Source organism: Microbacterium sp. B24 (assembly GCF_000333415.1).
Classification (GTDB): Bacteria; Actinomycetota; Actinomycetes; order Actinomycetales; family Microbacteriaceae; genus Microbacterium.
In genome coordinates, this window is the sequence record NZ_BADB01000378.1 from 1 (window position 1) to 22,001 (window position 22,001).

The 22,001-nt window shown below is 69.0% G+C and carries 22 protein-coding genes, 3 tRNA genes and 1 pseudogene; 15 read left to right on the forward strand and 11 right to left on the reverse strand.

Translation table 11 applies throughout. The features are described 5' to 3' along the window. The 4 genes from I5I_RS09945 to tilS all read right to left on the reverse strand — a co-directional run. A partial coding sequence (locus tag I5I_RS09945) for a GTP cyclohydrolase I (RefSeq protein WP_036319003.1) occupies positions 1–159 on the reverse strand: 159 nt, incomplete at its 3' end. 9 nt (positions 160–168) lie between these two features. After that, on the reverse strand, positions 169–2,178 hold the full coding sequence (gene ftsH, locus I5I_RS09950; protein WP_036319004.1) for an ATP-dependent zinc metalloprotease FtsH: 2,010 nt from the start codon (positions 2,176–2,178) through the stop codon (positions 169–171). Positions 2,179–2,302: 124 nt separating this feature from the next. Then, a complete protein-coding gene (gene hpt, locus I5I_RS09955) occupies positions 2,303–2,854 on the reverse strand; it encodes a hypoxanthine phosphoribosyltransferase (RefSeq protein WP_036285982.1) in 552 nt (183 codons plus the stop codon). A 32-nt stretch (positions 2,855–2,886) separates the two neighbouring features. Next, on the reverse strand, positions 2,887–3,885 hold the full coding sequence (gene tilS / locus I5I_RS09960; RefSeq protein WP_036319005.1) for a tRNA lysidine(34) synthetase TilS: 999 nt from the start codon (positions 3,883–3,885) through the stop codon (positions 2,887–2,889). Positions 3,886–4,057: 172 nt separating this feature from the next. Between tilS and I5I_RS09965 the strand changes: the two genes are divergently transcribed. Beyond that, positions 4,058–4,591 (forward strand): inorganic diphosphatase, encoded by a 534-nt coding sequence (locus I5I_RS09965; protein WP_036319006.1) that lies wholly within the window; start codon positions 4,058–4,060, stop codon positions 4,589–4,591. Between the two features lie 65 nt (positions 4,592–4,656). On the opposite strand, the gene I5I_RS09970 is transcribed toward I5I_RS09965, so the two are convergent. Beyond that, on the reverse strand, positions 4,657–6,051 hold the full coding sequence (locus I5I_RS09970) for a M23 family metallopeptidase (protein ID WP_036319007.1): 1,395 nt from the start codon (positions 6,049–6,051) through the stop codon (positions 4,657–4,659). Between the two features lie 271 nt (positions 6,052–6,322). Between I5I_RS09970 and I5I_RS09975 the strand changes: the two genes are divergently transcribed. The 7 genes and pseudogenes from I5I_RS09975 to I5I_RS10000 all read left to right on the forward strand — a co-directional run bounded on the left by I5I_RS09975 (position 6,323) and on the right by I5I_RS10000 (position 9,853). Beyond that, positions 6,323–6,395 (forward strand) — tRNA-Glu (locus I5I_RS09975). A 27-nt stretch (positions 6,396–6,422) separates the two neighbouring features. Further along, positions 6,423–6,496, forward strand: a tRNA-Asp gene (locus I5I_RS09980). Positions 6,497–6,578: 82 nt separating this feature from the next. Then, positions 6,579–6,651: transfer RNA gene (locus tag I5I_RS09985), tRNA-Phe, on the forward strand. Positions 6,652–7,105: 454 nt separating this feature from the next. Next, positions 7,106–7,789 carry a hypothetical protein gene (locus tag I5I_RS09990; RefSeq protein WP_051039560.1) on the forward strand — a complete coding sequence of 228 codons (684 nt, stop codon included), beginning with the start codon at positions 7,106–7,108 and terminating at the stop codon, positions 7,787–7,789. Positions 7,790–7,838: 49 nt separating this feature from the next. Continuing rightward, positions 7,839–7,988 (forward strand): annotated as a pseudogene (locus I5I_RS17790) (type IV toxin-antitoxin system AbiEi family antitoxin domain-containing protein); the annotation flags it as partial. Positions 7,989–8,050: 62 nt separating this feature from the next. After that, a complete protein-coding gene (locus tag I5I_RS17595; RefSeq protein WP_187289936.1) occupies positions 8,051–8,716 on the forward strand; it encodes a hypothetical protein in 666 nt (221 codons plus the stop codon). A gap of 237 nt (positions 8,717–8,953) precedes the next feature. Beyond that, a complete protein-coding gene (locus I5I_RS10000) occupies positions 8,954–9,853 on the forward strand; it encodes a hypothetical protein (RefSeq protein WP_036319008.1) in 900 nt (299 codons plus the stop codon). 475 nt (positions 9,854–10,328) lie between these two features. On the opposite strand, the gene I5I_RS10005 is transcribed toward I5I_RS10000, so the two are convergent. Continuing rightward, positions 10,329–10,772, reverse strand: a complete 444-nt coding sequence (locus I5I_RS10005) for a hypothetical protein (RefSeq protein ID WP_148285530.1) — start codon at positions 10,770–10,772, stop codon at positions 10,329–10,331. Between the two features lie 54 nt (positions 10,773–10,826). Between I5I_RS10005 and I5I_RS10010 the strand changes: the two genes are divergently transcribed. After that, the gene (locus I5I_RS10010; RefSeq protein ID WP_036319010.1) at positions 10,827–11,423 is read left to right on the forward strand and encodes a class I SAM-dependent methyltransferase; all 597 of its coding nucleotides are present in this window, start codon (positions 10,827–10,829) and stop codon (positions 11,421–11,423) included. A gap of 69 nt (positions 11,424–11,492) precedes the next feature. Here the strand turns inward: I5I_RS10010 and I5I_RS10015 are convergent, their stop codons facing one another. Continuing rightward, positions 11,493–12,056 carry a TetR/AcrR family transcriptional regulator gene (locus I5I_RS10015; RefSeq protein ID WP_036319011.1) on the reverse strand — a complete coding sequence of 188 codons (564 nt, stop codon included), beginning with the start codon at positions 12,054–12,056 and terminating at the stop codon, positions 11,493–11,495. Between the two features lie 77 nt (positions 12,057–12,133). On the opposite strand from I5I_RS10015, the gene I5I_RS10020 reads away from it, so the two are divergent. Beyond that, complete coding sequence (locus tag I5I_RS10020; protein WP_036319012.1) at positions 12,134–13,273, forward strand: zinc-binding alcohol dehydrogenase family protein; 1,140 nt, start codon at positions 12,134–12,136, stop codon at positions 13,271–13,273. Between the two features lie 25 nt (positions 13,274–13,298). Here I5I_RS10020 and I5I_RS10025 read toward each other — a convergent pair whose 3' ends face one another. Together I5I_RS10025 and I5I_RS10030 are read right to left on the reverse strand one after the other, a co-directional pair. Then, entirely contained in the window at positions 13,299–13,835 is a 537-nt protein-coding gene (locus I5I_RS10025; RefSeq protein ID WP_051039564.1) for a hypothetical protein, read from the reverse strand. A gap of 37 nt (positions 13,836–13,872) precedes the next feature. Next, on the reverse strand, positions 13,873–14,220 hold the full coding sequence (locus I5I_RS10030; protein ID WP_036319013.1) for a hypothetical protein: 348 nt from the start codon (positions 14,218–14,220) through the stop codon (positions 13,873–13,875). Positions 14,221–14,335: 115 nt separating this feature from the next. On the opposite strand from I5I_RS10030, the gene I5I_RS10035 reads away from it, so the two are divergent. From I5I_RS10035 to I5I_RS10055, 5 genes are all read left to right on the forward strand, one after another. Next, the gene (locus I5I_RS10035; protein ID WP_051039565.1) at positions 14,336–14,548 is read left to right on the forward strand and encodes a hypothetical protein; all 213 of its coding nucleotides are present in this window, start codon (positions 14,336–14,338) and stop codon (positions 14,546–14,548) included. A gap of 54 nt (positions 14,549–14,602) precedes the next feature. Further along, positions 14,603–15,190 (forward strand): hypothetical protein, encoded by a 588-nt coding sequence (locus tag I5I_RS10040; RefSeq protein WP_036319014.1) that lies wholly within the window; start codon positions 14,603–14,605, stop codon positions 15,188–15,190. Next, the gene (locus I5I_RS10045; RefSeq protein ID WP_036319015.1) at positions 15,187–15,741 is read left to right on the forward strand and encodes a hypothetical protein; all 555 of its coding nucleotides are present in this window, start codon (positions 15,187–15,189) and stop codon (positions 15,739–15,741) included. The genes I5I_RS10040 and I5I_RS10045 overlap by 4 nt, the downstream gene beginning before the upstream one ends. Positions 15,742–15,760: 19 nt before the next feature. After that, a complete protein-coding gene (locus tag I5I_RS16070) occupies positions 15,761–16,348 on the forward strand; it encodes a MarR family winged helix-turn-helix transcriptional regulator (RefSeq protein ID WP_051039566.1) in 588 nt (195 codons plus the stop codon). Positions 16,349–16,415: 67 nt separating this feature from the next. Beyond that, on the forward strand, positions 16,416–17,837 hold the full coding sequence (locus I5I_RS10055; protein ID WP_036319016.1) for a carboxylesterase/lipase family protein: 1,422 nt from the start codon (positions 16,416–16,418) through the stop codon (positions 17,835–17,837). Here the strand turns inward: I5I_RS10055 and I5I_RS10060 are convergent. Further along, complete coding sequence (locus I5I_RS10060) at positions 17,834–20,698, reverse strand: alpha-L-rhamnosidase (RefSeq protein ID WP_036319017.1); 2,865 nt, start codon at positions 20,696–20,698, stop codon at positions 17,834–17,836. The genes I5I_RS10055 and I5I_RS10060 overlap by 4 nt on opposite strands. Next, complete coding sequence (locus I5I_RS10065; protein WP_036319018.1) at positions 20,695–21,981, reverse strand: MFS transporter; 1,287 nt, start codon at positions 21,979–21,981, stop codon at positions 20,695–20,697. The genes I5I_RS10060 and I5I_RS10065 overlap by 4 nt, the downstream gene beginning before the upstream one ends. Positions 21,982–22,001: the final 20 nt, after the last annotated feature.

Genomic DNA, 22,001 nt, shown 5'->3' on the forward strand with positions numbered 1-22,001 from the left:
TCGGACCCGGGGATCCTCTAGAGTCCCGGAGAAGAAGTCGGCGTAGGCGTCGGCGACTCGTTGCGGGGTCGCCTTCAGCCCCGGGCGATCGGGGTCCTCCCCGATCGCGACGAGGATGTCGCGCACGGCGGCGGCGACGCGGTCTCGATCGACGGCCACGTCACGAGCCTAGGCGGTGGCGGGGCGCGCCTGCCCGCTCGGACGCCGCTGCGCCGCGGTCTGCGCCGCGGGCTGCTCCTCCGCGACGGATGCCGCAGCCAGCCCGGCCTCGTCCTGACGACGGGGCACGTCCACCGGCGGCAGCATCGAGACGGGGCGGTCGTCGCTGGAGAGCCACTGCGGGCGCGGCGGCAGCTTCTTGACGTCGCGGAAGATCTCGGCGAGCTCGAGGTGGTCGAGCGTCTCCTTCTCCAGGAGGGCGAGGGCGAGCTTATCGAGGATGTCGCGGTTGGCGTTGATCACCTCGTAGGCCTCGTTGTGGGCCTGCTCGATGAGATCGCGCACCTGCTTGTCGACGCGCTCGGCGATGCGCTCGGAGAAGTCGCGGCCGTGACCCATGTCGCGGCCCATGAAGACCTCGCCGGACGACGAGCCGAGCTTGACGGGTCCGACATCGGTGGTCATGCCGTACTCGGTGACCATCTTGCGGGCGATGCCGGTGGCCTTCTCGATGTCGTTGCTCGCACCGGTGGTCGGGTCGTGGAAGACGATCTCCTCCGCGACACGGCCGCCCATGGCGTAGGTGAGCTGGTCCTGCAGCTCGTTGCGGGTGACCGAGTACTTGTCCTCCAGCGGCAGCACCATCGTGTAGCCGAGGGCCTTGCCGCGCGGGAGGATGGTGACCTTCGTGACCGGGTCGGTGTTGTTCATCGCCGCCGCCGCGAGGGCGTGACCACCCTCGTGGTACGCGGTGATGAGCTTCTCCTTGTCCTTCATGATGCGCGTGCGACGCTGCGGACCGGCGATGACGCGGTCGATGGCCTCGTCGAGTGCGCGCATGTCGATGAGCTGCGCGTTGGAGCGCGCCGTGAGCAGCGCGGCCTCGTTCAGCACGTTCGCGAGGTCGGCACCGGTGAAGCCGGGCGTCTTGCGCGCGATGACGGCGAGGTCGACCGAGGGCGAGAGCGGCTTGCCGCGGCCGTGCACCTCGAGGATGCGCTGGCGACCCTTGAGGTCGGGGGCATCCACGCCGATCTGACGGTCGAAGCGGCCCGGGCGCAGCAGCGCCGGGTCGAGGATGTCGGGACGGTTCGTGGCGGCGATGACCAGCACCGAGGCCTTCGGGTCGAAGCCGTCCATCTCGACGAGCATCTGGTTGAGCGTCTGCTCGCGCTCGTCGTGACCGCCGCCCATGCCGGCACCGCGGTGGCGGCCGACGGCGTCGATCTCGTCGATGAAGATGATCGCCGGGGCGTTCTCCTTGGCCTGGTTGAAAAGGTCGCGCACGCGGCTCGCGCCGACGCCCACGAACATCTCGACGAAGTCGGAGCCGGAGATGGAGTAGAACGGCACGCCGGCCTCGCCGGCGACGGCGCGCGCGAGCAGGGTCTTACCGGTTCCGGGAGGGCCGTACAGCAGCACGCCCTTCGGGATGCGGGCGCCGACCGCCTGGAACTTCGCCGGGTCCTTCAGGAAGTCCTTGATCTCCTGCATCTCCTCGATGGCCTCGTCGGCACCGGCGACATCGGCGAAGGTGACCGTCGGGGTCTCCTTCGTCACGAGTTTCGCGCGCGACTTGCCGAACTGCATGACCTTGCTGTTGCCGCCCTGGGCCGCGGAGAAGAAGAACCAGAAGAGCAGACCCAGCAACAGGATGGGGATGAGCAGCGACAGCAGGCTCTCGAAGAAGGTGGTGCGCGGGACGACGTCGTTGTAGCCGTCCTTCGGGGTCGCGGCATCCACGGCCGAGACGACCTCGTTGGCGCGCGCGCCGACGTAGTAGAACTGCACCTGCGTGGCGCCTTGGAACGGCGCGGACAGGGTCATGTCGACGCGCTGGTCGCCGTCGGTGTTCGTCACCTGGGTGACGGTGCCGCCCTTCAGGAGCGTCAGGCCCTCCTGCGTCGTGATCTGCTTCGCGCCCGTGAGCGTCGAGATCAGCGACATGCCGATCAGCAACAGGGCGCCGATGAGCAACACGTAGACGAACGGGTTGCGGCTGAGCTTCTTGAAGTCCATGATCCGCTCAGGCTACCGCGCGGCGACTATGGGGCGTCTGTGCATTCGCCACAGGCGAACCGGGAGCGGCCGCGCACCCCCGGTCGTTGAGCGAGCGCAGCGAGTCGAAACGCCCGCGCCGCGTTCAGCTGTAGACGTGCGGCGCGAGCACCGCGACGTCGCGGAGGTTGCGGAAGCGCTCGTCGTAGTCGAGGCCGTAGCCGACGACGAAGTCGGTGGGGATGTCGAAGCCGACGTAGCGGCAGTCGATCTCGACCTTGGCCGCCTCGGGCTTGCGCAGCAGCGCGAGGATCTCGATCGAGGCGGCGCCGCGCGACGCGAAGTTCTCCAGCAGCCAGCTGAGGGTCAGGCCCGAATCGATGATGTCCTCGACGATCAGCACGTGCTTGCCGGTGAGGTCGGTGTCGAGGTCCTTGCGGATCTGCACGACACCGCTGGACTTCGTGCCGGCGCCGTAGGACGACACGGCCATCCAGTCGATGACGACGTCGCGGCGAAGCTTCCGCGAGAAGTCGGCCATCACCATGACGGCGCCCTTCAGCACGCCGATCAGCAGCAGATCCTTGCCGGCGTAGTCGGCCTCGACGCGCGCGGCGAGCTCACCCAGCTTGTCGTGGATCTGCTCCTCGGTGACGAGGACGGTGGACAGCTGGTCAGCGATGTCGGCTGCGCGCATTCCTCGATTTTAGGCACGGATGCCGCGGCACCTCAGTCGGCCGCCGTGAAGACCAGACGGGTGCCGCTGCGCTGGGCGCGGCATCCGGGCAGGTCGATCGGGCCCTGGCCGCGCCAGTCGGTGACGAGCCGGGCGACCTCGAGGGTCTGCACGCGGGTGAGGCTCACGCCGAACTCGCTCGCGACGACGTGGCGGATGATGCGGTGGCGCAGCGCGGGCGGGTTGGCCGCGAGCGCCGGCACCGACACGGCGATGCCGGCTTCGGCGTGCTCGACGATGTCTTCGATCGTCTCGTCGATCATCTCGGCGAAGGCCGCGGCATCCTCGCGCAGCTGATCGCTCGTGCGGGCGAGTGCCTCGGCGACGCCCGGGCCGAGCTCCGCTTCGAGCACCGGCATGACGTCCTGGCGCACGCGCACCCGGAGGAACCGGCGGTCGAGGTTGTGCGGGTCCTCCCACGGTGGCAGGCCCGCGGCGGTGCACGCGGCGCGGGTGGTGGTGCGGCGCACGTCGAGCAGGGGGCGCAGGATGCGGATGCCGTCTTCGACCCGGTCGGGCGACATGCCGCCGAGGCTCGCGGCACCGGAGCCGCGAGCGAGGCCGATGAGGACGGTCTCGGCCTGGTCGTCGAGGGTGTGGGCGAGCAGGATGGCTTCGGGCCCGGCATCCTTCGCGGCGGCGAGCAGGGCGGCGCGGCGGGCATCGCGGGCAGCGGCTTCGGGCCCGCCCTCCGCACCGACCTCGACGCGGATCACCCGGGCGGCCAGCCCCTGCTCTTCGGCGACGGCGGCCGCACGGGCGGCAACGCGGTCGGATCCGGGCTGCAGTCCGTGGTCGATGATCGCCGCGGATGCTGGGACCCCGGCTTTCGGCGCCTCGAACGCGACCGCGTCGGCGAGCGCGAGCGAGTCCGCGCCGCCGGACAGACCCACCAGCACGGGGCCGGTGACCGTGGCGAGGGCCGCGCGCACCGCCCGGCGGATCTCGGCGACGGCGGGGTCGAGGCTGGGGCGGTGGTCCACGGCATCCACGCTAGCGACTGGCCGCGTTCACAACTCCGCCTCAATGGGGGTAGCGGCGCCCCCGAGGGCGGATCCAGGCCTCTGAGGCGGAGTTGCGCACGCGACGACGGCGGAACGGCCACCGGGCCTGCCGACTAGGCTGGATGCCGGCATCCACCAGACCCTCCGAAGGAGAACCAGCATGGGCGCATACGACGCCGTCATCGAGATTCCGCGCGGCAGCCGCGTGAAGTACGAGGTCGACCACGGCACCGGCCGCGTGTTCCTGGACCGCGTGCTGTTCACGCCGATGGGCTACCCCGCGAACTACGGCTTCTTCGAGGACACCCTGGGCGAGGACGGCGACCCGCTCGACGTGCTGCTGCTGCTCGATCGCGACCTGTACCCGGGTGTCATGGCCAAGGTGCGCCCGGTCGCCGTGCTGAAGATGCTCGACGAGGCCGGCGGCGACGACAAGGTCGTGGCGGTGCTCGCGAAGGACCCGCGCTGGGCGCACATCCAGGACGTCGACGACCTCGACGAGTGGACCAAGGGCGAGATCGGCCACTTCTTCGAGCACTACAAGGATCTCGAGCCCGGCAAGTGGGTCAAGGTCGACCAGTGGGCCGGCACCGAAGAGGCCGAGCGCCTGGTCGCCGAGGCGTTCCAACGCTTCCAGGACGAGGGTGCGCAGACCGCCACCCAGGGTGAGGGCCACGCCCCCAAGACCATCTGAGACCTGGTCTCACACGCGAAGAGCGGATGCCGGTCGGCATCCGCTCTTCTGCGTTGCAGCACTCGTCAGTAGACGTTGATGCCGTGGTCGTAGAGCACGGGTGCCGGGTCGATGCGCACGCCCTGCCAGTACACCTCGAAGTGCAGGTGGCAGCCGGTGGAGGCGCCGGTGTTACCGACGTGGGCGATGAGGTCGCCCGCGTTGACCCACTGACCGACATCGACGTTGTAGCCGCCGTTGACGATGTGGGCGTAGCCGGTGACGACGCCGCCGCCGTGGTCGACCTTGACGTAGTTGCCCCAGTCGCCGGTGTACTGGGCCCACACGACGCGGCCGGAGGCTGCGGCGTAGATGGGCGACCAGCAGGAGGTGGCGAAGTCGATGCCGCGGTGACCGCCGCTGGTGCACACACCGTTGCCGCAGACCGAGCCGCGGTTTCCGAACCACGAGCTGATGTAGCCGGAGGCCGGGCGTACCCACCCGTCGGTGCCGGGCGTTCCGCCACCGCCACCGCCGCCTCCTCCGCCGCCACCGCCGCCGTTTCCGGCATTGGCGGCGGCCTCTTCGGCGGCCTTACGGGCGGCCTCGGCGGCCGCGGCCTGCCGGGCTTCTTCGGCCTTGCGCGCGGCTTCGACGCCGGCCTGGTAGTCGGCGACGGTCTTGGCGGTCTGGTCCTGGAGCGCGGCGAGCTGCGCCTGGAGGGTGCCGAGGTTCTTGTCCTGCTCGGCGAGCGCGGCCTGGGCAGCGGCGGCGGCATCCTGCGCGGCCTGCATCTTCTGCTGGGCTTCCTTCTGCAGGCGGTCGCGCTCGTCGCGGGCGAGCTTGGCCTTGTCGCTCAGGCTCTGGGCGTTGTTGCGGGCGCTGATCGCGTCGGCGTAGACGCCCCGGTTGGCCGCGACGAGACGGTCCATCGTGCCGAGCTTGGCGAGCAGGTCGTCGGCGCTGGCGGCGGAGCCGGAGAAGAAGAGCTCCATCGACGGGTCGCTGCCGCCGGCACGGTACTGCTGAGCGGCGAGACGGCCGAGCTTCTTGGCCGAGGCGGTTGCGCGGGCCGACTCGTCGTCCGCCTGCTTCTGTAGAGCGTCCGCATTGTCGGACGCGGTCTCGAAGTCGATCTGCGCCTGCACGTATTCGTTGGCGAGACGCTCGGCGTCTGCCTGCTTGGCGGCGACGTCGGCCTGCAGGGCAGCGATGAGGCCCTGGATGCGGGTGACTTCGTTGGCTTTGGCGGCCTCGTTGTTCTTGGCGTTCTGCACGTCGTCCCACGAGGGGTAGTCGGCAGCGAACGCGGATGGGCTGAACCGCAGGCCGAAGGCGCTGACGGCGCCCAGGCTCAGCACGCCCAGGCCGGCCAGTCCCAGCGCGGATCGGCGGCTCACCGGGCCGCGCAGGCCCGCAATCTCTGTGGCGGTCGGCGCGCAGCCGCAGTCTTCCGCCGAAGCGGCCTTCTCGGTCTTCACCTCGAACCTCCGTCTTTCACGCGCGTCGACCCCCGCCATCCCGCGATGGCAACACACGTCACACTAACAACATTCGTCACATTCGCCCAGGGGTTTCTGGTGATGAAACCGCTGGGAGACCGGGGCAATTCGGAGGCTCGCACGTGCCGCGCCCGCGGCCATCCTCCCCTGCGGAGAGCGCGCGGCACGGCATCCCACGCCCTCGATTTCCGATTTGCTGGATGATCTCTTATGCTTGAGCGTCGGTAAGAATGAGCCTCCGGGTTCGCTCGGCCCCATCGTTTAGCGGCCTAGGACGCCGCCCTTTCACGGCGGTAGCACGGGTTCGAATCCCGTTGGGGTCACTCTCCGACACACAACTGAATACGTATGGCCCTGTAGCGCAGTTGGTTAGCGTGCCGCCCTGTCACGGCGGAGGTCGCGGGTTCAAGTCCCGTCAGGGTCGCTCCGAGCGACGGGCCCTTTTCTTTCGAGATCGAGGGCCCTTCGTGTAGGACGCGGCAGATTCTTTCCAGCGGATGCCGCGCGGCTCTGTAGCTCAGTTGGTAGAGCGCACGACTGAAAATCGTGAGGTCACGGGATCGACGCCCGTCGGAGCCACACGAACCGTCGTTACAACGGTTCCAGAAACCCTCGCCTAGCTTCTACATGGCGGGGGTTTTGCTTTGGGCTAGTGAGAAGTGGTTTCCGGGTCGACGTTTCTGGGTCCCTGAGCCTGTCGAAGGGCCCGGTTCCCGAGTGAGCGCAGCGAGACGCAGGACGCCCTGACGCTGCCCCCCGGGACGTTGTGCCGGTTTTGTGTCGGTTACGGTGCCTTTCGACGCAACGCACACGACACATCGGCACCTTCCGATCTGCCTAGAGCTGCGAAGATGCCCCGCGCGGCGGACGAGATCGCCCCAGTACCCGAGTAGGCTCCCGATGACATCGTCACGCGAAGCGCCCGCAGGGTCGGGAGCCTACTCGGGTACTGGCAAGACGAAACCCCGGCGATGTGGCTGAGCCAGTGATCGTTCCGGGGTCTTCGTGTATAAGCATACGGTCAGGATCCTGAATGTCAACCGAACGAGCCGCGCTCAGCGCCGAGGACTACGAATCGCTCCTCCCGCTCGTGACTGCCGAGCGGCTGGGATCGTACTCCCGAGCCACTGATGGCGGCACTGCGGCTGCTTTCGCCCTCTATGAATGGAACATGCGCGCAGCCGCGAGCGTGATGGAGCTCACCTCAATGGTCGAGGTGATCGCCCGTAACGCCCTCGACACGCAGTTGCGTAGTTGGGCGACCCGCAAGCACGGCCACCCGTCTTGGCTTGATGTCGTGCCGGTCGATCAACAAGGACGCAAGGACATTCAGCAGGCCCGAGATCGAGCGACCCACCGGGGACGCCGGCCAGAAGTTCACGGGCGCGTCATCGCCGAGCTTTCGCTGGGGTTCTGGCGGTACCTGGTCGAATCGCGCTATCTGACCTCGCTTTGGGTGCCTTCGACGCACGCCGCGTTCGCGCACGGACATCCCGACCTCCGCACCAGGCGGCGCGACGTCGGATTCCGGATGCAGCAGCTCAACTTCGTCAGGAACCGCGCCGCCCATCATGAACCCATCCATCAGCGTAATCTCCGACGCGATTTGGGACTCGCCCTGGATCTGGCGCAATGGATCTCGCCAACCGCGGGCGAATGGGTCGCGAACACCACGTCACTCCCCGCTGTTCTCGCCGAGCGCCCAAGTTCCTCATAGTCTCGCATTCAGTACAGCTTTTGTCCTCGATTCGGGGTACAAATCATGCATGACTGGTTCCACCATCGCAAAGCTCGGCACAATCGCCGCTGAGCACTGGGGCATGGTCACGACAGCGCAAGCTGCCGACGTCGGCGTCTCTCGCAAGACAATCTCAAGCCTCACCGCATCCGGCGCCCTCGAACGCCACGCACAGGGCGTCTACCGGATGGCCGGCGCACCCGAAGCCATGCTCGAGATCGACACCCTCACTCACCTTTCATGGTGGACGCTGGGAAACTGGAACGAGCGCGGGTCATCGAAGATCAGGGGCCTGATAAGGGTGCGATCGCAAGCGAAGAAGTACTGGCGGTTGGCGATGATTCCCTTTTCCCGCTCCAGGCAGCCCTCAGCTACGATATTGCTCAGAACCTTTATGTGGGGCCCGACAACCTCCTCGTTGAGGGGACTAGCGACTTCACTTATCTCACGGTTCTTAGTGATCACCTGAAGTCCATCAACCGTGAAAGAATAAACGGTCGATGGCGCGTGCTTCCCGCGGGTGGCGCGACCAACATTCCTACTTTCGTGGCTTTGACCGGTAGGAACTTGGACGTCACTGTTTTTGTCGACGGGACGCCATCGTCGATCACGAAGCTCACTAATCTGGCTGACCGAGGGCTCCTCAAGAGGAAGCGCATCTTGGTGACCGATATGTTCGCAGAGATTGACCCATCGGGCATCGAGGATCTCTTCGAGCCCGAGGACTTCCTCGCGCTCTACACGAAGGGCTTCAAGACCCGGCTCGCAATGTCAGCGCTCAACGCAAGGACCGCATCATCTCCCGCATCTCGCGGGCCGTCGGGACCGAATTCACAGCCCATGGCGTTCCTGCCGACTATCTACTTCGTCATCGCAGCGAAGTGCTGCCAACTCTTTCTGACGTGACCCTCAACCGGTTCGAGGCCGCATTCAAAGCCATCAACGCGACACTCACTTAGTAGCTGCTGCTACGCCGAGGGCACGGACGCGCAGTGGGATCAACGATCTCCAGCACCAACGCCGACCGACCGCTGACATCGTTCACACGAGCCTCGACGAACTCTTGGACCCGTGTCGCCACGCCCGAGTTCAAACGGCGGGCCCCGACCGCGAGCGGTTCAGCGTGGGCGCTACCCTGGCTACATGAACTCACCGCCGGGCTCGCTCACGCCGATCTTCGTGACCCTCGTAGCGATTCTGGTTGCGCTAATCGCGGCTGTGGTAGTTGTGCGTACCTTCCGGTCGAGTTACCTCCGCAAGGTGACGTTGGATGACACCACGATTCGAAACCTCCAAGCCGAAATCACAGACGGCGCCCGGCGGGCATCCATCCAGCCTGGCATGGAGGTTGATCTTGCCGGATTCTGGCGCAAGAGCGGAATTAAGGAGCCTGACCGCCGCGCGGTTATCCAACCCTTGATCGATAGCAACATCTTCGGGTGGTACGAGCGCAAAAGCAATGCCGCGTTCGAGCAGTTCCTTGCTGACGTCGGCCGACTGATGTGGAACCCCACCCGGACCAAGGTCGTCGTCTCTCAGTGGGTGAGGGACGACCGCGAGGCCGCCCAAGTCGTAGTCGAGCAGGCACTCGGTCCGTTGTACTTTGGGGACGTAGACAACAGCACGACCTTGGGCGACCGCGCAGGACGCGACTTCACGGGTGGTGATCGCATCGGTGGCGACAAGGCCGGGGGCGATCTCACCAAGGTTCGTGCCGCAGGGTCAGTGATTGGAAGTGCGAACCAGGGCCGCACCAGCTTCGAGGGGTCACCTATCACCACCGGCGAGGAGCTCAGCTCCGCGCTCTGCGATCTCGCCAACCAAGCGGCACAACGCCGAGAAAGTGATGAGGTTGTTGCGGCGCTCCGTTGGGCTGCCGAGATGGCGGCGGGAAACAGCGTTCCAGATGCGCGTGATCAAGCGAAGCACCAGCGCACGCTGGACCGCGCGAGCGGTTGGGTCCGCAGCAGCTTGAGCGCCATTCTCGAAGGCGTGAGTGGCGCGCTGGCCGGCGGGTGGCTGCTAGACCTTCTCCGAGGCTAAGAGGTGTGCCGGTCCCGTGCCGGTAGCTCCGCTGAAACCACCCCCGACCAGCCGCGACCAACCATGACAACTTCCGAGGAATCACGCGGCAAACAGCGACCAACGAGCATCCACCACACCTCACGAAATCCAACTGAAAATCGTGAGGTCACGGGATTGACGCCCGTCGGAGCCACACGAACCGTCGTTACAACGGTTCCAGAACCCTCGCCTAGCTTCTACATAGCGGGGGTTTCGTCAACGCCGCGGTTCCGGTCTGGTCATCCTCGTCATTCGAGAGGGGCCCGGCATCCACCGCCCAGGTGTGATGCTCACGGACGCAACCCGAACGACTCACCTCCCCTTTACGGATGACGGTCCTCGGCGAAAGCCCGAGATGCTGCGACACCAGATCGGGATCCGTCTCGACGGAGCTCACGACCAGCGACGCTCGACCGGCGCGAATCATGAGCCGAGCATAGAGCGACGTCGCCGGTCAGCGGATGTTCGCTTCGTCGAGCTCGCAGTGCTCGACATCGACCGTCCCGATGAAGACGCCGGTCTGATTCCACGCCCACGAGCCCGAGTCGAGATCCGCCGCGCGGAAGGAGGCGAGGATGCCGGGTCCCTGTCCGCCGAGGCTCGCCACCGTCACGCTCGTCCACCCGCTGGCAGGCGCCACGGCATCCAGGTGGAACACGTCACCCGTCTGGACGTCTCCGATGATCCGGGTCACCGACATCGCGGATTGCTCCGCTGATTCGTCATCCGACCACGTCACCTCGAAGAAGTCCGCGTTGCGGGCATCGCACGTCGCGAAATCGAGCGAGCCATCCGCGTTGATCCTCGCGGCGACACGGTTCACGGAGGAGCACCCGGCCAGCGTGACCCCCACGGCAAGAAGAGCCGCGATCCCCACGAAACGCACGGTCCGCCTCACGGGCTCACTCTAGGAGAACGGCCCCACCCCCGGCATCCGTTCTACCCTCGTGGTGTGACCGATGTCGCTGCCGCCTACGCTGCACGAGCGGCCGAGTACGTCGAGGTCGTCGGATCGATGACCGCCGTGCACCCCAGCGACAGACACCTCGTCGAGACCTGGGCGGCCGCGGCATCCGGCCCGATTCTGGATGCGGGATGCGGACCGGGGCACTGGACCCACCACCTCCACCAGCGAGGCGTGGGCATTCGCGGCTTCGATCTCGTGCCCGCGTTCATCGACGGCGCTCGCGCGACCTATCCGGGTGTCAGGTTCGACCTCGGCAGCATAGATGCGATCGACGAGAACGACGGCGCTGTCGGCGGCATCCTGTCGTGGTTCTCGACGATCCACCACGAGCCCGAACACATCGCCGTGCCCCTGAGCGAATTCGCCCGCGTTCTTCGGCCCGCGGGCACGCTGCTGATCGGCTACTTCGAGGGCGAGCAGATCGAGCCCTTCGACCACGCGGTCACGCGCGCCTACCGCTGGCCGGCATCGCAGCTGCAGTCACGGCTCGATCAGGCCGGCTTCGACGTCATCGAAACCCACCGGCGCTCCGAGCGCGGCCGTCGCCCGGTCGGCGCCATCCTCTGCGAACGCCGCGGCTGAGGCCAGGACGATAACGGCCAACCGGGCTGACGACCGCGTCGACGGATGCCGAGAACGCCGATTCCCGCGTCACCCGCCGAGGCCGTCGCGCATGTCCTCCCACACCGAGGCGAGCGCCTCCTCGAACGACAGCTCTGCCGAGCCTTCCAGCCACCGATCCATCGCGAGCTCGAAGCACGTCACGGCGATCGCGGCCAGCGTGCGCGCGTGCCGCGCGTCGGTGCCGCGGTGGGTCAGCGCCTCCTCGATCGCGCGCCCGAGGTGGTGGCTGCGGAGAAGATCGCGCTCGTGCAGCGCGGGCTCGCTGCGGACGATGCGGCGTCGACGCGCGATCGGCTCGCGCCACTCCTGCAGACCGCGGCACGCGGCGAGCAGCCCCTCGCGCACGACCGCGGAACCCGAGCTCTCGGGCGAAACGGCCGCCATGAAATCCGCGACGGCCGGGGGAAACTCGCGGTCTCGCAGGAACAGCACATCGCGCTTATCGGAAAAGTGACGAAAGAACGTGCGCGTCGTCAGCCCCGCCGCCTCGGCGATCTGCGGCACCGTCGTCCCGGCGAAGCCCTGCCGCTCGAACAAGCGCATCGCGGCGTTTTCGAGCCGGAGCGCGGCATCCGGAGACCATCGGGGCATGCTCCCATGATGACACGACGTGCCGTAACATATGCCGTGATGACATCACATGTCATCACCAACGGATGGACGCAGACATGAGACAGAACACCGCGGCGTGGATCGACGCCCCGTACGCCGAGCTCACGGTTCGCGAGGCACCGATGCCGACCCCCGAACCGGGCCAGCTGCTGGTCGAGGTGCGCGCACTGGCGGTGAACCCGCTCGACGCGATCATCCAATCCAACGGCGCGGTCATGTACGGGTGGCTGCGCTACCCGGTGATCCTCGGCGAGGACGTCGCGGGTGTCGTCGTCGGCGTCGGCCCCGGCATCGACGCCTTCGCCGTCGGCGACCGGGTCGTCGCCTACGCGATCGGGTTGGAAAAGGGCCGCGATGCCGTCGGCGAGAGCGGATTCCAGGCCTACGTCGCCGTCGACGCGAGCCTTGCCGCCCGGCTGCCCGACGACCTGCTCTTCGAGGATGCCGCGGTGTTGCCGTTGGCGGTGTCGACGGCCGCAGCGGGTCTGTTCGAGGCCGACCAGCTCGCGCTGGACTACTCCGCCCTCGGGGCGGCGGCGGCGCGCGAGGACGTCGTCGTCGTGTGGGGCGGGGCAACGGCCGTCGGCGGCAACGCGATCCAGCTCGCCCGGGCGGCCGGCTATCGCGTCATCACAACCGCATCCCCCCGCAACCACGAGCAGCTGACGCGGCTCGGCGCAGAGGGGGTCTTCGACTACCGCGACCCGAATGCCGTCAAGCGGATCATCGACGCGATCGGCGCCTCCCCCGTCGCCGGCATCCTCGCCATCGCGGTCGGGTCCGCGGAGCCCTGCCGGAAGATCGCGCGGGCCACCGGCGCCGCCAGGATCGCGATGGCCAGCCCACCGGTCTCCTTCTACGACCAACCACGCCGCCGCGGACTCTCGCTCCGCCGGATCCGCCTGTTCCTGCGCCTCGGAACACGCACCGCCCTCATGCAAGTCCGCAGCCGCACCCGCGGCATCCGCGCCTCGTTCATCTGGGGAAGCGCCATCGCGACCTCGCCCGTCGGGCCGGCGATCTGGGGCGACTACCTGCCCCGGGCCCTCGCCTCGGGCGCACACGTACCGTACCCGCAGGCGCGCCTCGCCGGGTCGGGGCTCGCAGCGATTCAGGGGGCGATCGACACGCTTCGCCGCGGCGTCTCGGCGCAGAAGCTGGTCATCGCGCTCGACCCGGCATCCACGGACTCCTGACCGCCGCCGACCGAGGATCCGGCGCTCAGCCGGCGGCCCGGAACGCGAACACGTCTTCCGGGGCGAAGCGGTACTCGTCGTCGCAGCGGTAGCCACGCAGCCACGGAACCCCGTCCACCACGCGAAGGTAGAACCCCTTCGGCACCTCGACGTCGTCGCTGATCGGCGCCGTCGCGACCTTCAGCGCTCCCTGTGGCGACCGACCCACCGACAGCACCGAATCCGTCGAGTTCGACTGGGTGAGCCACGCCAACCGGAGATACGGCGCGGCGTCCGGCGGGCAGAGCCCCCAGCCGAGGGATGCCGCCGCAGCAAACACCTCCGGCAAGGTCCCGCCGTCTGTCAGGCCCAACTCGTGCACGGTGCGCGCGACGATCCCGACGCGCTCGGCGGGTCGGGTGTCGAATGCCGAGTGAGCCAGAAGAGTCTCGGCGTGGGCGTTGAGGCCGACCCCGTGCTCCTGCAACCGCGCGGCCAGATCCTGTCGCGACAGCCCGCCCACCGTCAGCGGACTCGGCCCCGGCCAGGCCCATGCCTCCGGCTCGGTCGTCTCGACGCTCATCGTCTCAGCGTAGGCGGCGGCATCCGCGACTCGACGCTTACCCTCCGGGGCACTCGCACTCGCACACGCTGCCGCTGTAGCACTGGCACGGTAGCGGACTCGGGTCGACTCTCTCGGCCGGGGGCCGGGCGGAGTGGAGGCCACTGGCCAGCCCCACGCCGAGGTAGGCGCTGAAGAGCAGGGCGACGAGGGCCAGCGTGAACGCCGCCCATCGACTCCCCACGGCCGCGACGACCACGATGCCCAGGAGCACCGCGGCGACGATGCCGAAGCCCGCGGCGAAGGCGGCCGCCCCAGGTCGGCAGACGCCCGAGGTGTGGGGCCCATGGAGATGTCCGACTCGCCGCCCCTCGCCGCTGATCGGCGGAGAGGCCTGCGAGTTCATCCCTTCGACGCCAGCCGCAGCCGCAGTCGCATAGCACCGAAGGGATGCCCCGCGCCAGCCCACCGGCGTTGCGGCATCCGACTGCTACGTTTTCAGCCTCACTCAGAAGGCAGACATGACCGAGCGCGTAGCTGAGCGGGTGAAACGCCTGCTGCACGAACACCCCGACGCCGAGGTGCGTTTCACCGCTGCCGTGACCGGCGACAGCTACCTGTTCAGCATGAGCAGCGGGCGACCCGCGATCTTCGTCCACCCGCTGCACGAGCAGCTCGTGACCGATCTCCGCCGCGCTCACGCCGCTCACGTCGCGCCCACAGCGACGGCATGACGACGGGGTAGCCTGAACGTCGGACAGCACTGACGCGACGAAAGGCGAGAGCCGATGGCCGTGACCTACGCCTCCTTCAGCAGACGCACGCGCGCGAAGCTGACACCGCTCGGCGCCGCCGACTTCCTCTTCCTCGCGGCCTGGAGCGCCACCCACCTCGACGACACCTACGGCGCCTATCTCGACGAGATCGAGCACGGCGACGCACGCCGCGTGCTGCGCGACGCGCTCGACGCCGCGTGGACGGTGGTCGACGCCGGCACCCTCCGCAGCGGCACGCTCGACGCCGGCTTCCGGGACGAGCTGTCCGCGCACCTCGCCGCCGTGCGCGACATCGACATCGACGACCTCGACTTCACGAGACCTTCCGACAGCGGCGTCCTCAAACTGATGGAAGCGACCGAGGCTGCACTCAGCATCGCCGTGACACCAGACCCCGATCCCACCGACGCGCTCACCGCACTCTGGGCGCCGGTGGATGTGCTGAACACGATCAAGCACGGCGGGGCGTTGCGCCCCGAGACCGACCCGCTCGACGACGCCTTCTTCGCCGAGGAGCTCGCCGCGCAAGCCGCCGTCATCGCCGACCTCCAGGCGCAAGCGCGGCTGACCGGCGCCGATCGCCGCATCCACCGGTCATGACGATCGACTCGTTCCCCGCGTACCTCGCAACGCTCGAGAGGGCGATCGAGCGTCTCCCGTCCTCGGCGCGCCTCGCGTTCGGCGCCTGGTGCGCGCGACGGCTGTTCGCCGCGCACGCGGATGATCTGCCGGATGCCGCGGCACGGACCGCGGCCGCGGAGGCGCTGACGTTCGTCGAGCGTCGCACCGCCGCGGACACGGACGAAGCGGCATCCATCGACGCCGCGCTGCTGCGCCTGCAGACGATCGACGTCGACGAGATCGACGCGGTCACCAGCTCCGGTACCGGCGCGCTGAAGCTGCTGGAGTGCCTCGAAGACGCGCTCGTGTTGAGCGAGAACGGTGACACCGCGTTCGCCGTGGCGTGCGCGCAGTGCCCGATCGACGTCATCGACGTGGTGATGACCGACGACCTCGGACTCGACACCCGTGATCCCACCACGCACATCCACCATCCGCTGCTGTCCGCGGAGATCGACGCGCAGATCGCCGAGCTGGAACGGCTCCAGCGCGGCAACCGCTCGCCCCGCCCGGCTGGCACCATGACCTGACAATGGCGACAATGAGAGCGTGCCCCGCCCCGCCGTCACGCCCGTCCAGCTCGATGCGACGCCCGCGACGATGCGCGCGGTCGTCGGCGATGGAGGCCTGAACGCCCGTGCGGCGATGCAGGCCGTCGTGACGTGGGCCTCGTCGGCGACGAGGCGCGAAGACCTCCTCGACCGCAGCGAGTTCCCTCTCGCCGGCGACATGCTCGCGTTCCTCGTCATGAATCAACTGGCCTACCGCGGTGTGGCGAGGCCGACCGAGCTCGCGGACGCCGCCCACACGGGGCGCTCGAACCTCAGCAAGGTGGTCCGGCGCCTCGAAGCGGCCGGTCTCGTGGGCCGCATGGCCAACCCCGCCGATGGCCGGGAGACCATGATCGGCATGACGCCCGCGGGACGCGAGGTCGCTCGCCGCATCGTGGCGGCCAGCGATATGGACCTCGCCGGCGCTCTGGCGGACTGGAGCGAGGACGATCGCGTGCGCTTCGAAGCGCTGCTCGTGCGGCTCGTGCGCGACCTGGACCGCCAGGTCGATGGCGACGTACACCGCATCGCCGGCGGCACCTGGGAGGATGCCGCGACACCGTGGCGCCCCGGCGATGGGCCGTGAAATCCGATATCATTGTCCAAGCGACAATCATTGACGACGTGCTGACCACGTCGAGAGCGGAGATGCCATGACGGAGACCGTGCGAATCGACGTGTCGACCGGCGCACTCCGCGGGCTTCGGGAGAACGGGATCGACCGCTTCCTCGGCATCCCGTACGCCGAGCCCCCGGTGGGCGCGCACCGCTTCGCGGCCCCCGTCCCCGCCCGACCCTGGACGCAAGAGCGCACCGCCGACAGCTTCGGCGCGACCGCGCCGCAGTCGCCCTACCCCGGCGAGATCGGCGAACTGCTCAGCTGCCCCGTGATCGAGGGCGACAACATCCTGACCGTCAACGTCTGGACACCCGCGACCCGCGCTGTCGACCCCCGGCCCGTCGTCCTGTGGCTGCACGGCGGCGCGCTCGAGCGGGGCGCCTCGGCTCAACCCGTCTACGACGGCACCGCCTTCGCCCGCGACGGGATCGTCTTCGTGTCGGCGAACTACCGACTGGGCGCCGAAGGGTTCAGCGTGCTCGAGGGCGCGCCGCGCAACATCGGCATCCTGGACGTGGCCCTGGCCCTGGAATGGGTGCACACCGAGATCGCCGCCTTCGGGGGTGATCCCGCGCGGATCACGCTGATGGGCGAGTCCGCCGGGGGCGCGCTCGTGGCCGCACTGATCGCCCGGCCGGCTTCCCGCAGCCTCGTGGCCGGCGCGATCATTCAGTCCGGACCGCTCGAAGCGCAGCGCGAGGTACAAGCCCGCCGTGCCTCCGACGCGATCGCGCGCCACCTCGGAATCCCCGCGACTCGCGACGGGTTCACCGCCCGCACCACCGCCGAGCTGGTGCAGGCCCGCTCGGAGATCTCCGCGGGATCTTCACCGGTGCGCGGCGCCCCCGGCTTCCAGCCCACGATCGACCCGGAGACCCTTCCGGCCTCACCGCTCGACGTGCTTGCGGAGGCCGAGCTCCCGCTGCTGATCGGAACCAACACCGACGAGTATCGGCTCTGGCTGACCCCCGACGCGCTCGCGAGCATCGGACCGGTGAAGTCCTGGCTCGCGCGCCGCGCGACTCGCAGCCCCGAACGCGCCGCCCGCGCGGTGCGGGGCGCCTTGCCGGACGCTTCCCCCGGCGAGGTGCTGGGACAGCTGCTGACCGATCGCATGCTGCGCGCCCCGCTGGTGCGGGCGGCGACGGCGCGCCCGGCACCGACCTATGTGTACGAGTTCGCCTGGGAGAGCCCCGTGCGCGACCTCCGCGCGGCCCATGGGCTGGAGCTGGGTTTCACGTTCGACCGGCTCGACGAGGAGGAGGCGATCCGCATGGCGGGCCCCGCTGCACCGGCCGAGCTCGCTCGCGCGATGCACGCCGCCTGGGTGTCGTTCATCGCCACGGGCGACCCGGGATGGCCGGCCTTCGACGCGAGACGACTCACGCAGATCTGGGACGATGCTCCGCGTATCGCGCCCCTTCGCCGCGCCGCGGTGGTCGACGCTCTGAGCTAATCGCCACTCGGCGGGGCGGCGCTCTGCCGACTCGCCGACAGCGAGGCCAGACGCCCGCCGATCTGGGCCTGCACGGCGGGCGACGCATACTGGAACACCACCTCGGCGAGCGTCTGCTGCCGCGTCCACCGCGTCGCCGCGAACATGGCGTCGGCCGCTCCCGGTCGATGCGCATCGAGCGCGTCGACAACCACGGCCAGGGCGTCCGCATCATCGATGATCTCCGCCAGCGCGCTGTCCAGGCTCACCGAAGCCGGAACCGGAGGCTCCGCCACGACGACCTCCCAGCGATACGTTCCGGTACCGACCACGACGTCCGCGCTCGCCCCCGGCAGACGAACCAACGCCTCGACGCCGGTCGGCAGCACCGCCTCCACGACGACACGCGCGCCGCCACGGCGCCAACCGACCTCGATCTGCCCGAACGGCGACGCGTACGTCACCGCCGCATCGTCGATGCCGACCAGCGGGTGCGGCGCGATCCGGATGCGGCGGTATCCGGGCTCGAGCGCCGTCATCCCGGCGAGGACGCGATGCATCCAGTCGGCGACCGCTCCGAGCGCGTAATGGTTGAAGCTCGTCATGTCGCCGGGGTTGATCGACCCGTCCGGGAGCATCGAGTCCCAGCGCTCCCAGATCGTCGTCGCGCCCATGGTGACGGGGTACAGCCACGACGGGCACCGCGTCTGCAGCAGCAGCCGCGCCGCCTGGGCGTCGTGACCGGTCATGGTGAGCGCATCGAGGACGAGCGGAGTGCCCACGAAGCCGGTGGCGATGCGGTAGCCGTTCTCGCGGACGAGATCGGCGAAGCGATCACCGGCGGCCTTTCGAAGCTCCTCCGGCAGCAGCTCGAAGACGAGAGCGAGCGCGTACGCGGTCGGGGTATCCGACATCAGCCGCCCGGCGGGGGTCACGAACTCGCGGACGAACGCCGCGGTCACCTCCTCCGCCACGGCCGCATAGGCCACGGCATCCGCGGACTCGCCGCACAGCGCGGCCGCGCGTGCGAGCACGCGGGCCGACCGCGCGAGTTGAGCGGTGGCCACGAGCCCCGTGGAGGTCATCGCCTGCGCCGGCCGATCCGGCGGCGCGGTGGGGTCGAGCCAGTCGCCGAACTGGAAGCCCCCCTCCCAGACGCGTGTCGGTCCGGCCAGCTCCAGGCAGCGATCGACCCACGCCTTCGCGCTCGGGTACTGCCGGCGCACGGTGTCGGCGTCGCCGAGGAGACGCTCGAGAACGTCGGGGACGATCACGGCGGCGTCGCCCCACGCTGCCGCCGGCCGGGCGATGCCGATGACGTCGGGCACCACGAACGGCACCGTCCCGTCGGCGGCCTGCTCGAGCGCGAGATCACGCAGCCATGAGTCGAGGAACCCTCGGACGTCGTACAGGAAGGCCGCCGTCGGCGCGAAGACCTGGATGTCGCCGGTCCAGCCCAGACGCTCGTCGCGCTGCGGGCAGTCCGTCGGAATCGAGACGACGTTGCCGCGAAGACTCCACACGACGTTGTCGTGCAGGCGCTGCAGCAGCGGATGCGATGTGCGGAATGAACCGGTGCGTTCGAGATCGCTATGCACGACGACCGCGGTGACGGCCCCTTCCGGAATCTCGCCCGGCCAGCCGGAGACCTCCGCGTACCGGAAGCCGTGGAACGTGAACTCCGGTTCCCACACCTCCGTGCCGGTGCCCGCGAGCGTGTAGCGGTCGGTCGCCGCGGCGCGGCGGAGCGGACGCGTGCCGAGGCGACCGTGCTCGAGCACTTCGGCGTGACGGAGCGTGATCCGCGTACCCCGAGGGCCCGCGACGCGCAAGCGCAGCCGGCCTACGAGATTCTGACCGAAGTCGAGGATCGTCGCGCCGTCATCGGTCGCGATCCGCGCGACCGGATGCCGCTGCTCGATCCGCCGCACGGGAGGCGAGACCCGCGGACCGGGAATCGTCTCACGTGGATACACGCGCGCCGGCGCCCACGAACCGTCATCGAACCCCGGTTCGTCCCATTCCCTGCCGGCCGCGTCGACGGGCTGTGCTCGGGCATCGTAGGTCTCGCCGTCATAGAGCCCGCTGGCAAGGAGGGCGCCGGTGGATGCCGTCCACGACGCATCCGTGCGCACCCACCGACGAGATCCATCGGCGAACTCGAGAAGCAACTGCGCGGCGACCCGCGGCTGGTCTCCGTAACGGGGGCGGGCGTTCTGACGGAAGCCGAAGTGCTCGGTCGCCCACAACCCGGCCGCGCGCAGACTCAGGCAGTTGCGCCCGGCACGGACGAGCGAGGTGACCTCGACGGTGTCGTGCACCGTGCGCGACGAGTAGGGCGTCCACCCCGGCGCGAGCACGTGATCGTCGACGTCGCGCCCGTTGACGGCGGCCCGATATCCGCCCACGGCGCTCGCGTAGAGCAATGCGCGCACCACCGCGGGGGCATCGCTGCCGCGGTCCGGGAGGTCGAACTCGCACCGCAGCAGGGCGGGCTGGGCGTGAGCCTGCGGCGCGGGGTGGCCGATCCACTCCGCATGCCATTCGTCGTCGGCGAGGAATCCGGCGACGACACGCACCGGGTCGCTCCACGCGCTGACGCTCCCGTCGACACCCACGACCCGCACCGACAGCGCGCCCGTCTCGCGCGGCTCCAGCGCGGCGAACGGCCAGGCAATGCGGAACCGCCCCTCCCCCGCAATTCGCGCGGACCGCGTCCGACCGGCGACGACCCAGCGCACCTCGGCGTGCTCCTGCCGCCACGCCGGCTCGCGGGCCTCGACGCGCCAGCCCATCCGCGGACAGGGCGATGGGACCGGGAGACCGGGCGCCGGGGCGTCGATGTCGACACGCACCACACGCACGGCCGACCGGTCGGTCATGCCGCACCCGCCGTCGAAGCGGCCTCGGGATCGGGCGCGGCCTCCTCGTCGAAGACGTGCGGTACCGCCCGCCGCCGGAACACCGCCCACGCGCACGCGAGCCCGAGCACGTTGAAGATCGTGAGGAGCACGTACAGCGTTGTCACCCCGGCATCCAGGATGAGGGGGGTGACCACGGCGAGTCCGGCCGCGGCGAAGCGCCCGACCGAAATGATCGCGCCTTGCGCCGTCGAGCGCAGCAGGGTGGGGAACGATTCCTGCGTCCAGACCTTCATGATCCCCTCGAACGCGAACGCCCCGCCCACTGCCGCCAGCAGAGCGCTGACGGCGTAGGTGACGAGAGAGAGACCGGCCACCACGATCACCAGCTTGGAGACGATCATGAGCACGGCCCCGATCTGAAAGTAGAGGAACCGCCGCGGGCCATCTGCGATCTTCATGAACCACAGGTAGCCGAGCACCGCGACCGGCACCATCGGCAGCGCGATGAGCGCGGCTTGACCGACCGTCGCACCGCCGTAGGTCACGACGATGTAGGTGCCGAACTGGCCGCTCGTGTTCGCGACGAGATTCGTCAGGGCGTAGAAGGCCATCAACGCGAGGAACGGCACGGCGTACGGCGGGCGCAGCAGGTCGCGTACACGCGCCCGGTCGGCGCGCACCGTGGCGACTCCGGCGCGCCGCTCGTCGCGCGCCACCCTCCACGCCACCGACTCGGGAATGGTCAGACGCCCCACGAGCACGAGAGCGGCCACGATGCCGATGTGCGCGAAGATAACCTGCGCACCCGGGCGCCCCAGGTCGCCGACGATGCTCGCAAGGACGGTGTTGACGACGATGCCGACGATCCACAGGAGGTTGGACAGCCCCAACAGCCGCCCCCGATTGCGGTCAGTCGCCGCCTCGGCGATCGTCGCGAGGGAGACGGGCAGGTCGGCACCCGTGCCGAGCCCGAGGAGCACGGCGCCGACGGTCACGATCGTGAACGACGGCGCCGCGATCAGAGACGCGACCGCGACGATCACCAACACCATCGTCGCAGTGAACACGGGGCGGCGCCCGAATCGATCACCGAGACGGCCGCCGATCAGTGCTCCGATCGCGATCGACAGCGTCAGAGCGCCGGCGGCGACTCCGACTTCCCACTGCTCGAGGGTGAGGTCTTTCTGGAGAATCACGAGCGAGGTGCTGAAGCCGGTGATGGCGGCGGAGTCGATGTACGACGCCATGCCGGAGACGACGGCGACCCACCAGGGGCGCTCACGAAGCGGACGTGCGGGCATTGCTTCTCCTTCGAAGCTGA

Excerpts from the sequence above, each read along its gene's own strand:
- hpt (WP_036285982.1), bottom strand. The coding sequence starts at position 2,854 with ATGCGCGCAGCCGACATCGCTGACCAGCTGTCCACCGTCCTCGTCACC.
- I5I_RS10000 (WP_036319008.1), top strand. The coding sequence starts at position 8,954 with ATGAACTCACCGCCGGGCTCGCTCACGCCGATCTTCGTGACCCTCGTA.
- I5I_RS10040 (WP_036319014.1), top strand. The coding sequence starts at position 14,603 with ATGGCCGTGACCTACGCCTCCTTCAGCAGACGCACGCGCGCGAAGCTG.
- I5I_RS10065 (WP_036319018.1), bottom strand. The coding sequence starts at position 21,981 with ATGCCCGCACGTCCGCTTCGTGAGCGCCCCTGGTGGGTCGCCGTCGTC.
- ftsH (WP_036319004.1), bottom strand. The coding sequence starts at position 2,178 with ATGGACTTCAAGAAGCTCAGCCGCAACCCGTTCGTCTACGTGTTGCTC.
- I5I_RS09965 (WP_036319006.1), top strand. The coding sequence starts at position 4,058 with ATGGGCGCATACGACGCCGTCATCGAGATTCCGCGCGGCAGCCGCGTG.
- I5I_RS10025 (WP_051039564.1), bottom strand. The coding sequence starts at position 13,835 with ATGAGCGTCGAGACGACCGAGCCGGAGGCATGGGCCTGGCCGGGGCCG.
- I5I_RS10045 (WP_036319015.1), top strand. The coding sequence starts at position 15,187 with ATGACGATCGACTCGTTCCCCGCGTACCTCGCAACGCTCGAGAGGGCG.
- I5I_RS10030 (WP_036319013.1), bottom strand. The coding sequence starts at position 14,220 with ATGAACTCGCAGGCCTCTCCGCCGATCAGCGGCGAGGGGCGGCGAGTC.
- I5I_RS17595 (WP_187289936.1), top strand. The coding sequence starts at position 8,051 with ATGGTGGACGCTGGGAAACTGGAACGAGCGCGGGTCATCGAAGATCAG.
- I5I_RS10060 (WP_036319017.1), bottom strand. The coding sequence starts at position 20,698 with ATGACCGACCGGTCGGCCGTGCGTGTGGTGCGTGTCGACATCGACGCC.
- I5I_RS09990 (WP_051039560.1), top strand. The coding sequence starts at position 7,106 with ATGTCAACCGAACGAGCCGCGCTCAGCGCCGAGGACTACGAATCGCTC.
- I5I_RS10020 (WP_036319012.1), top strand. The coding sequence starts at position 12,134 with ATGAGACAGAACACCGCGGCGTGGATCGACGCCCCGTACGCCGAGCTC.
- I5I_RS10055 (WP_036319016.1), top strand. The coding sequence starts at position 16,416 with ATGACGGAGACCGTGCGAATCGACGTGTCGACCGGCGCACTCCGCGGG.
- I5I_RS10035 (WP_051039565.1), top strand. The coding sequence starts at position 14,336 with ATGACCGAGCGCGTAGCTGAGCGGGTGAAACGCCTGCTGCACGAACAC.
- I5I_RS10015 (WP_036319011.1), bottom strand. The coding sequence starts at position 12,056 with ATGCCCCGATGGTCTCCGGATGCCGCGCTCCGGCTCGAAAACGCCGCG.